At 38.7% G+C, this 14678-nt stretch carries 15 protein-coding genes; 10 read left to right on the forward strand and 5 right to left on the reverse strand.

The features are described 5' to 3' along the window. Positions 1-10: 10 nt before the first annotated feature. The 5 genes from AC4IF5_RS13485 to AC4IF5_RS13505 form a co-directional block, all read right to left on the reverse strand. Positions 11-2551, reverse strand: coding sequence for a YfhO family protein (locus AC4IF5_RS13485; protein WP_490735316.1), 2541 nt, complete (start codon positions 2549-2551; stop codon positions 11-13). A gap of 31 nt (positions 2552-2582) precedes the next feature. Next, on the reverse strand, positions 2583-2816 hold the full coding sequence (locus tag AC4IF5_RS13490) for a hypothetical protein (RefSeq protein WP_490735318.1): 234 nt from the start codon (positions 2814-2816) through the stop codon (positions 2583-2585). A 108-nt stretch (positions 2817-2924) separates the two neighbouring features. Continuing rightward, a complete protein-coding gene (locus AC4IF5_RS13495) occupies positions 2925-3974 on the reverse strand; it encodes a DUF6263 family protein (RefSeq protein ID WP_490735319.1) in 1050 nt (349 codons plus the stop codon). Positions 3975-4130: 156 nt separating this feature from the next. Next, entirely contained in the window at positions 4131-4880 is a 750-nt protein-coding gene (gene rlmB, locus AC4IF5_RS13500; protein ID WP_490735321.1) for a 23S rRNA (guanosine(2251)-2'-O)-methyltransferase RlmB, read from the reverse strand. Positions 4881-5000: 120 nt separating this feature from the next. Beyond that, positions 5001-5474, reverse strand: coding sequence for a DinB family protein (locus AC4IF5_RS13505; RefSeq protein ID WP_490735323.1), 474 nt, complete (start codon positions 5472-5474; stop codon positions 5001-5003). 251 nt (positions 5475-5725) lie between these two features. On the opposite strand from AC4IF5_RS13505, the gene AC4IF5_RS13510 reads away from it, so the two are divergent. The 10 genes from AC4IF5_RS13510 (at position 5726) to AC4IF5_RS13555 (ending at position 14526) form a co-directional block, all read left to right on the forward strand. Then, positions 5726-6730 carry an AAA family ATPase gene (locus AC4IF5_RS13510; RefSeq protein WP_490735325.1) on the forward strand — a complete coding sequence of 335 codons (1005 nt, stop codon included), beginning with the start codon at positions 5726-5728 and terminating at the stop codon, positions 6728-6730. Then, positions 6730-7188, forward strand: coding sequence for a GNAT family N-acetyltransferase (locus AC4IF5_RS13515; protein WP_490735327.1), 459 nt, complete (start codon positions 6730-6732; stop codon positions 7186-7188). The genes AC4IF5_RS13510 and AC4IF5_RS13515 overlap by 1 nt, the downstream gene beginning before the upstream one ends. Positions 7189-7288: 100 nt before the next feature. After that, positions 7289-8152: a DUF58 domain-containing protein gene (locus tag AC4IF5_RS13520; protein ID WP_490735329.1), complete on the forward strand. Its 864-nt coding sequence runs from the start codon at positions 7289-7291 to the stop codon at positions 8150-8152. 56 nt (positions 8153-8208) lie between these two features. Continuing rightward, positions 8209-9105 (forward strand): BatD family protein, encoded by an 897-nt coding sequence (locus AC4IF5_RS13525; RefSeq protein WP_490735331.1) that lies wholly within the window; start codon positions 8209-8211, stop codon positions 9103-9105. Further along, entirely contained in the window at positions 9098-10090 is a 993-nt protein-coding gene (locus tag AC4IF5_RS13530) for a VWA domain-containing protein (RefSeq protein ID WP_490735332.1), read from the forward strand. The genes AC4IF5_RS13525 and AC4IF5_RS13530 overlap by 8 nt, the downstream gene beginning before the upstream one ends. Then, positions 10090-11097 carry a vWA domain-containing protein gene (locus tag AC4IF5_RS13535; RefSeq protein WP_490735334.1) on the forward strand — a complete coding sequence of 336 codons (1008 nt, stop codon included), beginning with the start codon at positions 10090-10092 and terminating at the stop codon, positions 11095-11097. The genes AC4IF5_RS13530 and AC4IF5_RS13535 overlap by 1 nt, the downstream gene beginning before the upstream one ends. A 99-nt stretch (positions 11098-11196) precedes the next feature. Further along, positions 11197-11937 carry a tetratricopeptide repeat protein gene (locus AC4IF5_RS13540; RefSeq protein WP_490735336.1) on the forward strand — a complete coding sequence of 247 codons (741 nt, stop codon included), beginning with the start codon at positions 11197-11199 and terminating at the stop codon, positions 11935-11937. Then, positions 11937-13676 (forward strand): BatD family protein, encoded by a 1740-nt coding sequence (locus AC4IF5_RS13545; RefSeq protein WP_490735338.1) that lies wholly within the window; start codon positions 11937-11939, stop codon positions 13674-13676. Before AC4IF5_RS13540 ends, AC4IF5_RS13545 begins: the two co-directional genes overlap by 1 nt. A 44-nt stretch (positions 13677-13720) precedes the next feature. Continuing rightward, positions 13721-14323 carry a MarC family protein gene (locus AC4IF5_RS13550; RefSeq protein ID WP_490735339.1) on the forward strand — a complete coding sequence of 201 codons (603 nt, stop codon included), beginning with the start codon at positions 13721-13723 and terminating at the stop codon, positions 14321-14323. Positions 14324-14328: 5 nt separating this feature from the next. Continuing rightward, positions 14329-14526: a hypothetical protein gene (locus tag AC4IF5_RS13555; RefSeq protein WP_490735341.1), complete on the forward strand. Its 198-nt coding sequence runs from the start codon at positions 14329-14331 to the stop codon at positions 14524-14526. Positions 14527-14678 lie beyond the last annotated feature (152 nt).

Below are 14678 nucleotides of genomic sequence, written 5' to 3' on the forward strand. Positions count from 1 at the left end.
CAATATAGAATTAGGCTTCTTGTTCTGTTAAAATTTGTCTTTTCTTGTTTTTATTCATCCAGAAAATTCCAAATGCTGCCAGGGCGATGAATAATCCGAAGGATAGAAGTGAGATCCATTTTCCTTTTTCAATCACCTCAGGTTCAAAGATCATTCTGATATGGTGGCTTCCTGCAGGAACATGTACGGCACGAAGCAAATAATCAGCCTTGATGTAAGGAACTTCTTTTTCATCAACCAAAACTTTCCAGCCGTGAGGATAATAGATTTCAGAGAATACGGCTAATTGAGGCGTTTTCGACTGAGATTTGAATTCCAGCTCGTTAGGCTGATATTTTGCAAGGTTGATAAATGCTGTAGAGTCTGCCTGAACAGGCTTATTGTCAAAATATGCCTTGTCAGATGAGGCAATAACAGCCGTTTTCTTATTATCAATTACTCCAATGGATTTAATCTCTTCGTTAGGAGTATCTGCAAACTTTAAGTCACTTACAAACCATGCGTTTCCGTTCGCTTTTGGATTGGGTACTACCTGTGGCTGATCAGGACCTCCGAAAACCATGTATTTGGTATTCAACAGGTTCAGGATATTCGGCGTTTTTACACTGTCAATATTAGAGATATATTCATTCAAAAGATCGTCGTATCTTCTTAATTTTACAGCGTGGTAACCCCCAATTGAAGCTTTGAAATAAGACGTATTCGTCTCACTGGTCACTCCTAAAGTCTGGTTATAGATTCTATAGTGGCTTTTATCTCTTTCTGCAATGGTTTCTAATGTTTTGTTGATATTCACGTTGGCCAGAATAGATTCCAGATTCGGATTTCCCTGCACTTTTTCTGCAAGAAGATCTGAACTTTCAGTCTGGAAAGGATTTTCTGCAAAGATCTTGTCTACGTAATTTTCGTCATTCAAATAACGCTTGTTTACAGTCCACAGATCAAACAAACTTACCACTCCAATGATCACTAATGCGATATTCTGGCTGAGCTTTTTCTTTAGACTTAAGAATAAAGCGGCCGCGGCAATGGCTACATAGATCAGTGCTTTTATAGCATCGGTTCTGAACAGCTTATATCTTTCATCCACAAGATAATCAAGCAGGAAAGGCGGGAAATAAGTCTTTTCACTTTCTGTGGCAAATCCTAATAGTGATTTTCCGAAGAGTAAAAGAATTAATAATAATCCTAATGTTCCGCCACTTACATAGGTAAGTATTTTTTGTTTGTATTCCTCAGTCAGCTTTTCATCTGTAAAGAACCTGTATAATCCTAAGATTGCGATCAGCGGGAATAATAATTCCACTACGACCAGGATTGAAGAAGGTGCTCTGAATTTATTATAAAACGGTACATAATCGATAAAGAAATCAGATAATGGCATAAAGTTGCTTCCCCAAGCCAGTAGAATAGTCAGGATAGAAGCTCCCAGGATCCAGTAACGGTATTTTTTTGATGCGAAGAAGAATCCCAATACGGCAAGGAAGCATACGATAGCTCCCTGATAGGCAGGTCCTGAAGTTCCCGGCTGGTCACCCCAGTAGGTCATTCCGCTGAACCCTTTTGAGATTCTGTCCATTTCCGCCTGTGAACCTACATTTTCCTGAACGAGTTCCTGAACTCTGTTCATCATTGCTTTTCCTTCCGGTTCCTGGCTTCCGCCTCCCATTAATCTTGGGATGAAAAGGTTTAAGGTTTCAAGCTGCCCGTAGCTCCACATCAGCATGCTTTCCTTATCCATTCCGGATTTTCCGGAAGTATGGCTGTCGTTGGTCAGGATCTGTTTTCCACGAACGGTTTCTTTTACATACTCGGAATTGGCCATGATTCTCTGTGAGTTCATTCCGACTCCAATGATGCACGATGCCGCAATGATTCCCGAAGAAATAAGAAAATGCTTCATCGGAACCTTTTTCCGGATCGCTCTGATCAGCTCAGACAGGAATAAAAATCCTAATGCCAGAAACAGATAATAGGTCATCTGCGGGTGGTTCGCTGCAATCTGAAGCCCCATAAATAGAGTAGTGACGATAAATCCCCAGATGTACTGTTTTCGGATGTAGATCAGTAAGATTCCGGCTAAAAGCGGTGCGAAATACTCAATGGTATTAACCTTTCCGTTATGTCCTGCTGCGATAATGATATAAAAATAGGTTGACAACCCGAAGAAAGTAGCGCCTAGCAAAGCATACTTCCAGTTTCGGACGGTTACCATTCCTAAAAGGAAAAAACCTGCAAAAAGCAGGAAGAGATAATTAACCGGCCTTGGCAGGAAATTCAGATTGCTGTCGATCTTCTTGATGATGTCACCTTTGAACTGGCTACCCATCTGATAGGTAGGCATTCCCCCGAACATAGAATCGCTCCAGTAGGTTTCGTTTCCTGTATTGGCTCTATAGTCGAGCAGTTCTTTTGCTCCTCCTCTGTACTGTACAATATCATGCTGGAAAAGCTGTTTCCCTGTAAACACAGGAGTGGAATATAAAAATGCTAAAACTATAAATATTACTAGTGAAGCTGCAATATAAATTAAGTTTTTATTTTTTGCCATGCTGGTTATTATCTTTTATTTCTTGTAATTTTTACCTTTTGTCATTACTCTCTTTCACCTCTTCATAGTCTACAGTTTCCGCATCCCATTTAAGGTTCTGTTTATTATTCTTATTCGAGTTGTGGATATCCTGCTGTCTGTTATTCTGATTCCCGTTGTTGTTGAAACGATAGCTGTAAAAAGTCTTGAAGAAGATCCTTTTCAGGATGTTCCACACGAAGAAAATAACAATTGCAGAGAGTACTAACTCAAGAATGTACTTCATAATTCTCTTAATTTAAAGTTGAAGGTTCAAGGTTTAAAGTTTGAGGCTTTTAGTTTCCTCTCACTCTCATACTTTAAACACTTTCACCCTCAAATGTATTTATTTCAATTATTTAGCGGAAGGATTGACCATTACAGAAGAATTGGAAACGCTTTTCATAGACTGTGACTGCTTTCCATCTGAAATCGTTTCAATCTGTGTCGTTTTTACATTGATGTTCTGATTGGTGATCCATCCTGTATTTTCATCAAATTTGATAGTTCCGCTCTGTACAAGCTCACTGCTTAAGCTGTGTGTGATCGGGCCTTGATTTTTCTTTTCCGTTTTCTTAGGAATACCTCCGGTTACAGCAATTTCAGCTGTTCCGTTGCCTAAGCTCTTTAAAACGTAGTTTGAGGTTACCTTTACACTTCCGCTCGGATCAGCGCTTTCAGAAGTGCTCCATTTTTCACCTACTTTTACTCCTTTTTTAGGGATGATTGTCAGGTTTTTATGGAACTGGTCCTTTAATACCTTTTCATTGAAAGATTCTTTAAGGCTTGCTACAACGCTCGCTTTTTCGTTCGCATCTTTGATAAGGGTTCCCACTGCATCGGATACTTTTGTGTAAACCGCGTCAAAGCCTTTGATCGAAAGTACATTCCCTTTGGTATCCATCTGCATTTCAAGCTTGTTTCCGGTAAGGGCTCTGTTGATATTCCAGATCATCTTAAGCTCATCTTCTTTCGGAATAGGAAGCTTGGTGTCTACAACGATCGTTTTCCCCTGTGCAGACTGCGAGCTCCTTTTAGCAACCAGGTTAAGGGTCATGTCATATACATTTCCTTTGATATCATTTACGGTGAAATTCATTTCATCCGTAGACTCGCTGGTGCCGGTAAGAGACTTCCCCTGAGGATCTGTCATCGTTTTTACATCTCTCTGGTAAGTTGTAAGAGGATATGTTTTTCCTTTTTCGAGCTTGAAAGACTGGGTAACGATCCCCGCGGAATCTTTAATGGCCGGATATTCTGCAACTTTTGCCACAGAATCGGCAGGAACTTCCACCGTCACTGTTTTTCCCGTTTTGGGATCTACCTTGGTTATTTTTGCTGTTTCTTTTTTACAGGATACAAGGGCTATAGATGAGATTAGCGCCAGAGCTGCTATGTTTTTCATTTTCTAATTTTTTTAATTTTAAATTCTACTATTTATTAAAAGTCTTCTGCAATGGCTGATCTTTTTTTAGAAGATCTGTCAGATTGTGCAGAATTCGTACCAAGAATGATTTTACTTCATTTATAATGGTTCCGAAGTACATTCTGAAAGTAGGTTTTAAGGATTAGATACTGTTGTCATTTTTTGTCTTACGGCCTCATACAAGATTGCCCCACATGCTACAGAAACATTCAGAGACTGGGTCTTTCCTTCAATTGGCAGCTTTATTTTTTCATCAGAATGATGCAATACTTCCTTGGAAATCCCTGTTTCTTCATTTCCCATAACGATAGCGCATGGTTCTGTGAAGCTGACATCATAAATTAACTTTTGTGCCTTCTCACTGGCAGCATATACGGAAATTCCGCTTTGCTGAAGGAAATCTACTGTATGGGCAAGATTATTCTCTTTGCAGATCTTAATATTATAAATAGCTCCTGCAGAGGTTTTTATGGCGTCAGAATTGATGGGTGCCGCTCCTTTTTCAGGAATAATTACAGCATCAATCCCTACACATTCTGCTGTTCTGCAGATAGCTCCGAAGTTTCTTACATCGGTAAGCCTGTCCAGAATCAATAAGAAAGGTGTTTTTCCTTCTTCAAATAATTGTGGAACAATATCCTCCACTTTATGAAACGGAACATCCGAAATAAAAGCCACCACACCCTGGTGGTTTTTTCTTGTAAAACGGTTCAGTTTTTCAACCGGAACATAATTGGGACGGATTTTATTTTTAGCTAAAATCGCTTTCAGTTCAGCATAAATAGGACCCTGAAGTGCATTCTGCACAAAGATCTTGTCAATCGTTTTTCCCGCTTCAATTGCTTCAATCACGGGACGCAGCCCGAAAATAAAATCGTCTTTCATTGAAAATTTATTATATATATTATAAAGTGGATTGTCAATAGTGAATTTTACTTCGTAAGCCAATTTTGAAATGTATAAGATTCACTATTGACAATTGACTTGCGCAGCAAGCAAGATTCACTATCTTCCTTTCTCTCCTAAAATTGCTCTTTTCTGTGCCATCACATAGCCATAGTGAAGGCTTTCATGTATATTGTTGAAGATAATGGCATCCTGAATGCTTTTCAGATCCATCCCGAAGCTTGTAGTGTAGGGAGTGTAGTCTGAGAAGAAATCACTGTCATAATCTTTCATTAAGATCTTCGAAGTTTCTGTAAGTAAGAACTCTAAGTCTTCCACTTCGGATTTATGAACGTTTAAATTCGGTAAGGTTCCTTTTTTATAGGTTTCAATCCAGTACTTATCAATACGGAAAGGGTTTCCGCTCAGGTAATAATGCAGCAGCTGCTGGGTAGCAACAGTATGTGCAATATTCCAGTAAATATTGTTGTTGAAACCGTCAGGAATCAGCAGCAGATCTTCATGGGAAGTATTCTGAAGGATGTCCAGAAGATTTTTTCTTACCTGTCTGTGTGCTTGAAAATGATAATTCATTTTTGCAGAATTTTTAATCTCCAAAAATAGTTTAATAAACTGGAAATGACAATTTTTGAGCAGGCGATTAAAGCAAAATTTATATATTTTTATGAAAAATCTGATAATCTTATTGAGTTTTAAGCTTTCAGATGTTCCGGGTATTGCATCAATACTGGAATATTTAACAAACTTTAACTCAAAAATGGCATTCATTGTGTTGATTAATGCAAGTATTTATCAGAAATTTACCACTTATTTTAAATCAAGCTATGTCAGATACATATCAAGCAGAAGATATCCGTCAATTGACGGAAAAAGTAAAAGAAAAAAACTACTTATTTTCTCTTCTGAGACAGGAAATCAACAAAGTTATTATTGGCCAGGAATATATGGTAGACCGCCTTTTGGTAGGTCTTTTAGGCAATGGACACATTCTTCTTGAAGGAGTACCGGGATTGGCCAAGACCCTGGCGATAAAAACCTTAGCTGATGCCGTTCATGGTGAATTTTCAAGAATTCAGTTTACTCCGGATCTGCTTCCTGCCGATGTAGTGGGAACAATGATTTTTAATATCAAGGACAATGATTTCTCTATAAAAAAAGGACCTGTATTTGCCAACTTTGTGCTGGCGGATGAGATCAACCGTGCGCCGGCGAAGGTGCAGTCAGCTCTTTTGGAGGTGATGCAGGAAAAGCAGGTGACTATTGGTGATGAAACCATGAAGCTGCCCAAGCCGTTTCTGGTATTGGCTACCCAGAACCCGATCGATCAGGAGGGAACCTATTTATTGCCGGAAGCGCAGAGTGACCGCTTTATGCTGAAATGTACCATAGATTACCCTGCTTTTGAAGATGAAAGACAGGTGATGAGAATGGTCTCCACTTCACATCAGCCTACCGTGAAGCCTGTGATCTCGCTTCAGGATATTGTAGATGCCAGGGAGCTGATCAATCAGATCTATCTGGATGAGAAAATTGAAAAATATATCCTGGATATGGTATTCGCAACACGTTATCCTGAAAACTACGGCCTTTCTGAGCTGAAGAACTATATCAGTTTCGGAGCCTCTCCAAGAGCTTCAATTAATCTTGCTATCGCTTCAAGAGCATATGCTTTCTTAAAAGGCAGGGCATTTGTGATTCCTGAGGATGTAAAAGCATTGGCTAAAGATGTATTGAGACACAGAATGGGCTTAACCTTCGAAGCTGAAGCTGAAGAAATTACAACAGAAGAGATCATCAACAGAATTTTAGCAAAAATACAGGCACCATAATGAGTGATGTAATTATTAGAAAAGCCGTTCAGGACGACTGTGCTTCCATGTTGGATTTGATCAGGGAACTGGCGGAATATGAAAAGGCTTTGCATGAAGTTACCGTTACATTAAACGAATTTACCGAAGATGGTTTTGGAAAATCTCCGGTTTGGGGAGCTTTTGTAGCTGAAGCAGATGGAGAAATTGTGGGAATATCATTATATTATGACAGATATTCAACCTGGAAAGGAAGAAGATTATATCTTGAAGATCTGGTGGTAACAGAAAGAATGAGAGGGATGCAGATCGGAAAGAAATTATTTGATACCACATTGGAATACGGAAAAAATAATAATTATAACGGAATGGTATTTCAGGTATTGAACTGGAATGAGCCGGCAATCAATTTTTATAAAAAATACAGTCCTAAGTTTGATAATGAATGGTCGAATGTTTCCATTGAGTTCAGAAGTTAGAAGTTAGATTTTAGAAATTAGAAGTTTATTATTTCAACCTCCTGTTCAGTACAGCTTAAACATCAAACCTTAAACTTAGAACTTTAAACCCATCTCGTTTATGCAGATAAAAGATATTGTAAAAAAAGTAAAGCAGATCGAGATCCGTACCAGAAAAAAGACGGAAGCTGCCTTGATGGGGCAATATCACAGTGCCTTCAAAGGGCAGGGAATGACCTTCTCTGAAGTGCGTCCGTACCAGTTTGGAGATGAGATTAGAAGAATCGACTGGAACAAAACAGCCCGTTTCCGTGAGCCTTTCGTAAAAGTAATGGAAGAGGAAAGAGAACTGACGATGATGCTTCTGGTGGATATCTCCGCTTCAATGGATTACGGAACCAAAGTACAGCTGAAAAGGGAATATGTGGCGGAAATCGCTGCGAGCCTGGGATTTTCAGCAGCAGGAAATAATGATAAGGTAGGACTGATCCTGTTTGCGGATAAAGTATATAAAGTAATTCCCCCTCAGAAGGGAAGAAAGCATATCCTTTCGATCATCAGTAATATTCTGACCGCAGACTATATCCCGGCAGAATCTAAAGTAGACAAGGCCCTTGAATATATGATGGGGATCTTTAAAAGAAAATCGCTGGTTTTTCTGCTTTCAGACTTTGAGGATGAATATGATTCCAAGATGCTGAGGGTAGCCTCAAAGAAACATCAGCTGCTGGGGATGAGGATCTATGATGAAAAGGATAATGAAATTCCTGATGTGGGCTATACGCTTTTATATGACGCGGAAACAGGAAAGCAAATCTGGGCCAATACTTCCAGTGCAAGATGGAGATATACCTTTGCCGAAGCTCAAAAGAAAAAATTAAGAACCTTAGAAGATGATTTTGCCAACAGCTCAGCCGGCTTTATGAATATCAATACCGGTTCAGATTATTCAAAATTATTGTATAATTATTTTCAGAAAAAATAACAATGGGTATATCCCGTAAATAAAAACATCAGGCATCAGCCTTTATTATTTTAACATTGAGAAAAATACTTTTAATATTATCTTTTCTGATCTGTGCGAATGCTTTTTCACAGATATTATCTTCCAATATAGAGAAGAAAACAATTGCCTTAGGTGAGGTCAACCATCTTGTCGTCAAGATCGATAACCTTAACGAGCAGCAGGTAATTTCCGCCCCGAAAAACGAGCTGCTTCCCTTTCATTTTGAAGAAATAAAGGACAGCATCGGGCAGACTGCCAATTCTTACGAAAGGAAAATTGAATTCGCCGTTTTTGAAGAAGGAAAATTTACCATTCCCGAACTTGAATTTAAGATAGGAGATAAGGTACTTAAGACCATTCCTTATGAAATAGATGTCATTAATACAGCTCAGAAAGCGGATCAGATCAATGATATCATGAAAAATAAGGAAGTACAGCTTGTTGCTAAAGACTATTGGGAGCTCTATAAGTTCTATATTCTGGCGGCGCTGGCTGCTATTGCCCTGCTTATTGCCATCATTATGATTGTAAAATGGGGAAGAAAGTCAAAGAATTCTCCGGTAGTAGCAACGAATCAGACATTGAAGGAACTCGATTCCCTTAAAAAGAAAAAATATATTGAAGGAGGTGATTTCCGTTCGTTCTATGTAGAGCTGATCGATATTTCCAGAAAGTTTATTACCAGACAATATCATCTTCCTGCGGACGTACTTCTTACTGACGATCTTATTGAGGTGATGAAGAATAATAATACGATCTCCCAGGATAATGAGAAAATAGTGGAAGACGTTTTCTTAAGGGGAGACCTTGTGAAGTTTGCCAAGACATTTCCGGATCAGGAAACGATGGAAAAGGACTTTGCCAATATCAGAGATTTTGTAAAAAGATCCTCCAAAGATCTGGAATTTGAAAACTTGAGAAAGGATGTTTAATTTTGAGTTTTACAGTCCATGGTTCTTGCTGCTTTTTCTGCTGTTTATCCCTCTTCTTATAAAAGATGCAGGTAAACGGAAAAGAAAAGGAATAAAAGTCCCTACCGTGAAAAATATGGATGACAGCAGCGGGATTCGCGGAGCCCTTTTTTTATTAAAAATATCAAAGTATGTCATGCTCTCTGCTCTGATCATTGCGATGGCCAGACCGAGAACGTTTACGGTTTCACAGGACAGGGATGATACCAAAGGCGTTGATATCATGCTGTCAATAGATGTCTCTCTCAGTATGCTGGCAAAAGACCTGAATCCTGACCGTATCACCGCATTGAAAGATATTGCTGTAAAGTTCGTCCAAAAGCGTCCCAATGACAGGATAGGAGTCGTAGCCTATGCTGCGGAGGCCTTTACGAAAGTTCCGGTCACCTCGGACCATCAGGTGGTGGTTGATGAAATAAAACACCTGAATTCTGCAGGTCTTGAACCGGGGACGGCTATTGGAGAAGGACTTTCCGTTGCAGTGAATCATTTGATAAAAAGTAAAGCTAAAAGTAAAGTGGTCATTCTGATGACTGATGGGGTCAGCAATATTCAGAATGCCATTCCTCCTCAGATCGCTGCTGAACTGGCAAAAAATAATAATATAAAGGTGTATTCCATAGGAATCGGAACCAATGGATACGCGCTGATGCCTACCTCACAGGATATCTTTGGTGACCTGATCTTTACAGAGACGGAGGTAACCATAGATGAAAATACCTTGCGGGAAATTGCACAGACTACAGGAGGAAAATATTTCAGGGCTACTTCCAACAGCAGCCTTGAAGAAGTATATGACGAGATCAACCAGCTGGAGAAATCTGATGTGAAAGTGTCAAAACTTTACAATTACGATGAATATTTCAAGATATTCCTGTGGATTGCTTTGGGAATGCTGGTACTGGATGCATTGTTGAGATGGGTGTTTTATAAAATTTTAAGCTGATGAGTTGGTCTTTAGGAAATTATTGGTATTTGTTTTTACTGTTGCTTCTGCCACTGTTAGCCTCTTTTCTGATCCGTTTTTTGAAATGGAGGAGCAGGAAGAGAGAAGTTTTTGCAGCCAGCCAGTTTCATGATAACCTGTTTGAAAAAAAGTCAGGATTTACAAAGTTTTTTCCTGCATTATATCTGTTGGGAACTCTGTTTCTGATCTTTTCGATCATAGACCTTCTGAATGGTTCAGAAGAGGTAAAAAGTACTCAGAAGCTGAATAATGTGATCTTTATGCTGGATGTCTCCAATTCGATGAATGCGGAGGATATTGATCCAAGCCGTCTTGCCGAAGCCAAAAATCTGATGCTGGGAACGATGCAGAAGATGAAAAATGATAAGGTCGGAATTGTCATATTTGCCGGGCAGGCGATATCAATCATGCCTCTGACTACCGATTATAATTCTGCGGAAACCTATATCAGCGGTATTGAAACCAATTCTATGCAAGTCCAGGGAACAGATTTCCTGAAGGGAATGCAGGCTGCCGTTGAAAAATTTAAAAATGTAAGCAAAGGGTCCCGAAAAGTAATATTGCTGAGTGACGGAGAGGATAATGAAGGAAATGATAATGCAGCGATAAGGCTTGCGAATAAAGAAGGGATCAGCGTTACTTCCGTAGGGATAGGTACTGATGAAGGTGCTCCGGTTCCTGAATATGTCTTTGGCCAGTTGATGGGATACAAAACAGATGTCAATGGAGGAACGGTCATCTCAAAAAGACAGACAGAAGCCCTGAAAAAAATGGCAGAATCTACAGGGGGTACCTATATTGACGGGAATAACCTGAATGAAGCTCCGGACAGGATCATTGATGCCGTTAACAGGAAGTCTTCAGGAGCTGAAACCCTGGTAAAATCACAGAATGCCAATCATTATTATCAGTATTTTCTGGCGGTATCTATCCTGTTTTTCTTTTTAATTTATATTTTTAATCCTAAAAAAGATTTTAATGTGTAGTTTTCCCTTTTCTATAGAAGAAATTCTATAGGTACTTTAACCGAATTTTAACAAATAAAACTCTGTTTCTTAACATATAAAGGAATAATTTTGCAAGTAATGAATACTAAAATCATATTTTTATCGTTTATTCTTACTTTCTCATTCTCAGGCTCCTTGTTTGGGCAGGAAAATTATAGGACATTAGTTCACGAAGGTAATCAAAAGTTTGACGGCAAAGATTATGAAGGAGCATCCTCAAAATACATGGAAGCAGTAAAAACCAATGACAAGGATTTTACGGCTCACTACAATATGGGGAATGCTTTGTATAAAAGTAAAAAATATGAAGAGGCAAAAGCGGAATTTGAAAAGGCTGAGAAGCTTTCCCAGACCCTTCCTGATAAAGCTGCAGCCCTTCACAATTTAGGAAATGCTTATATGCAGATGAGCCAGCCGGAAAAGGCGGCAGATTATTATAAAAAGGCGCTGAAGCAAAATCCATACAGTGAGGCAACCCGGAAAAATTATGAAATTGCCAAGCTGAAAGAAAAAGAAAAACAACAGAAAAACCAGCAGAATAACTCAGGAAAAGGCAGCGGTGGTGATGATCAGAACAAAGGTGAAGATCAGAAAGGTGATAAAGACCAGAAACAGGATCAGGGCTATGGCCAGCAGAATGAAGGTAAAAGTGAGCAGGGTGACAACCCTCAGCAGAATCAGAATAATGAAGGCAGAATGCCAAAGAACCTTGAAAATGCGATCTTAGATAAAATCAACGAAAAAGAAAAAGAAACCGCCAGAAGAATTTTAAACAAAAATTCTTATTCGATGCCTGAAAGCAACGAGAAAGATTGGTGATGCAGAACAAACTGATTTACATATTGCTCACACTGGTATCCGTGATTACTTACGGACAGGTAAGCCTTTCCCTGGATGCAGACAAGGCCGAATACGGAGGAAAGGATATTGTAAATCTTACTATTGTTTTGGAACTGAACGGAAGTGACCTTGTACAGCAGACAGGCTTTCAGCTTCCGGACCTTTCAAAATTCAATATTATAGGAAGCGGATCTGTGACCAATACCGTTATTGATCCTTCGACCAATACATTAATCACTCAAAAAGTATCAAGAATTGCCCTTGAACCGAAGAAGAAAGGAAAAATAAAAATCGGTTCGGTATTGGTTACGGTCAATAACAGGATCTACAAAACAGAACCTTTCGATGTCAATATCCGTGATATTGTCGAAAAAAGATCTCTGGCAAGTAATACTTCCAATGATGTGTACCTGAATATGGAGATAGAAGACAGGGAAGTCTATCAGGATCAGGCTACCCTTGCTGTGCTGAGGGTTTATTCCAGAAATATGGATAATCTTCGGAAAGTAAAGAACATCCGCCTTCCGCAACAGGACAATATCAATGTGCACCCGGTTAACTTCAATAAGTCTGAAATAGATCCTTCAGGATATGCAAACATGCCCTCACAGGTTCTGGCTGTCTTTATGGTATTCCCGAATGAAGCAGGATATGTGGAAGTTCCCGCTGTATCTGCATCTGTAAGCTCTTATTCCAATAAAAGTAAAATTGTTTCCAATAAAGTAAAGCTTAACGTCAGAAAACTTCCGGAGGGAGCTCCTGAATGCTTCAAAAACGCTGTAGGAAATTTCAATGTAAGTGTTTATAACGCATCCAAAGAAAAAATTGAGGCTAAAAAACCGCTGAATGTTGTGGTAAAAGTTTCCGGAGAAGGGAATTTGCCGGATATGGAGCTGCCTAAGATCGCGGCATCTCCTGATTATGAGGTTTTTGCCCCAAAGATTACCTCTAAAGTCTCCCCCGGAACTACAGGGATGAAAGGTGAGATTATGGCGAATTATGTGGTAATCCCGAACAAGTCCGGTGAAATATCCATAAAGACGGAACACTTTGCATTCTTCGATCCTGAAAACAGGGAATATATAGATCTTGGTCAGAAAACGTTAGCTTTAAATGCTTTCTCTCATGACCAGATCCTGGAATCCCGTTCTGCCGTAGAAAAGGTAAATGAATATACGAACAACCTGCTTGAGACGGTAAACACACCGGTCTTAAAAACAACTTCATTTAAAGTAAAAGAAAAAAGTAAGTTCCACTGGAATATCCTTTTGATCAATATTGCTATTCTGCTAGGATTATTTGTTGCCTATCTGTTATTTAAAACTTGGCAAAAAAAACGTACATTAGTTAGGGAAACTGTACCTTCAAAACCTTTAGGATCAGTGGCTGAAACAGAAAAGGAAATCAGAGAGCTGATGAAAACGGATATCAATGATTATTTTGGCTACCTTGAAAACCTTAAGGATAATGGAGAATATGAAAAGTTCTTTGTGACACTGGAAGAATTGGATCAGGAAGTGAGAAATCAGTATTTCCTGGGCACTGCCGCAGAATTTAAGACTTTTCTAGAAAAGCACAAAGGTTCTTCAATAGCAGAAGAATACAGCAATTTGCAGCAGAAAATTCAAATGGAAAAATATGCTCCTGTGAAATCAAATGAAGGTCTTGAAGAACTTTTGAAAACAATTGTTAATTTATATTCACAAATTAGCAAATAATCAGTTTATTTTCATATTTTTGCGAAATTTTTAATTACAAAGAGATGGAAATTTTTGATGGTTTCTCTATTAAAGAGATTGTTACCAGTTTCATGGTACTTTTTGCCGTTATCGATATTATTGGGTCTGTTCCCATTATAGTGGGGCTTCAGCAAAAATTTGGAAAAATTGAAGCAGGAAGAGCTGCGGTTACTGCCGGAGCGATTATGATCGTTTTTTTGTTTGTTGGAAATAAGATCCTTAAGCTGATCGGGGTAGATGTAAATTCCTTTGCCATTGCCGGGGCATTTGTGATTTTTGTCATAGCGCTGGAAATGATTTTAGGAATTGAGATCAATAAAACGACCGAAGCAAAAGCTGCATCTATTGTTCCCATCGCATTTCCGCTGGTTGCGGGGGCCGGAACACTGACGACGGCTTTATCTCTCAGAGCTGAATTTCATGATATTAATATTATTTGCGGAATTATTCTTAATACAATTTTCGTATATTTGGTGCTGAAATCAGCGAAGTGGCTGGAACGAAAGATAGGGGATGCTACCCTGATGATCCTTCAGAAAGTTTTCGGAATCATCCTTTTGGCGATTTCAATTAAATTATTCACCGCAAATTTTGCTCAATTGGTGCAGAATTATATTAATTTTTAAGTATCATGCAGAAGTTTTATAAAGTATTTCTAGTCGTATTTATCGTTTTCATTGCCATCAATCTTTACGCTATCAACTGGCAAACAGATATTTTAGGGGATGAAGATAATCTTAAATTCGTATTTTCAGCTGCAGCAGCAGCTCTTGGTCTTCTCCTGCTTTTCGTTATGGATACGTGGAGCAAAATTGGAGCAAAAAAATAAATTGAAATTATTCAGATATAAATAAAACCTCTTTCGTTGTGAAGGAGGTTTTTTTTATGATAAAAGATAAAAGATAAAAGATAAAAGATAAAAGATAAAAGATAAAAGATAAAAGATAAAAGATAAAAGATAAAAGATAAAAGATAAAAGAT

Source organism: Chryseobacterium sp. UF-290 (genome assembly GCF_058245615.1).

Coding starts and splice junctions, on each gene's coding strand:
- AC4IF5_RS13550 (WP_490735339.1), top strand. CDS start 13,721: ATGGAAATTTTTGATGGTTTCTCTATTAAAGAGATTGTTACCAGTTTC.
- AC4IF5_RS13535 (WP_490735334.1), top strand. CDS start 10,090: ATGAGTTGGTCTTTAGGAAATTATTGGTATTTGTTTTTACTGTTGCTT.
- AC4IF5_RS13505 (WP_490735323.1), bottom strand. CDS start 5,474: ATGAATTATCATTTTCAAGCACACAGACAGGTAAGAAAAAATCTTCTG.
- AC4IF5_RS13520 (WP_490735329.1), top strand. CDS start 7,289: ATGCAGATAAAAGATATTGTAAAAAAAGTAAAGCAGATCGAGATCCGT.
- AC4IF5_RS13515 (WP_490735327.1), top strand. CDS start 6,730: ATGAGTGATGTAATTATTAGAAAAGCCGTTCAGGACGACTGTGCTTCC.
- AC4IF5_RS13495 (WP_490735319.1), bottom strand. CDS start 3,974: ATGAAAAACATAGCAGCTCTGGCGCTAATCTCATCTATAGCCCTTGTA.
- AC4IF5_RS13555 (WP_490735341.1), top strand. CDS start 14,329: ATGCAGAAGTTTTATAAAGTATTTCTAGTCGTATTTATCGTTTTCATT.
- AC4IF5_RS13545 (WP_490735338.1), top strand. CDS start 11,937: ATGCAGAACAAACTGATTTACATATTGCTCACACTGGTATCCGTGATT.
- AC4IF5_RS13485 (WP_490735316.1), bottom strand. CDS start 2,551: ATGGCAAAAAATAAAAACTTAATTTATATTGCAGCTTCACTAGTAATA.
- AC4IF5_RS13530 (WP_490735332.1), top strand. CDS start 9,098: ATGTTTAATTTTGAGTTTTACAGTCCATGGTTCTTGCTGCTTTTTCTG.
- AC4IF5_RS13540 (WP_490735336.1), top strand. CDS start 11,197: ATGAATACTAAAATCATATTTTTATCGTTTATTCTTACTTTCTCATTC.
- AC4IF5_RS13490 (WP_490735318.1), bottom strand. CDS start 2,816: ATGAAGTACATTCTTGAGTTAGTACTCTCTGCAATTGTTATTTTCTTC.
- rlmB (WP_490735321.1), bottom strand. CDS start 4,880: ATGAAAGACGATTTTATTTTCGGGCTGCGTCCCGTGATTGAAGCAATT.
- AC4IF5_RS13510 (WP_490735325.1), top strand. CDS start 5,726: ATGTCAGATACATATCAAGCAGAAGATATCCGTCAATTGACGGAAAAA.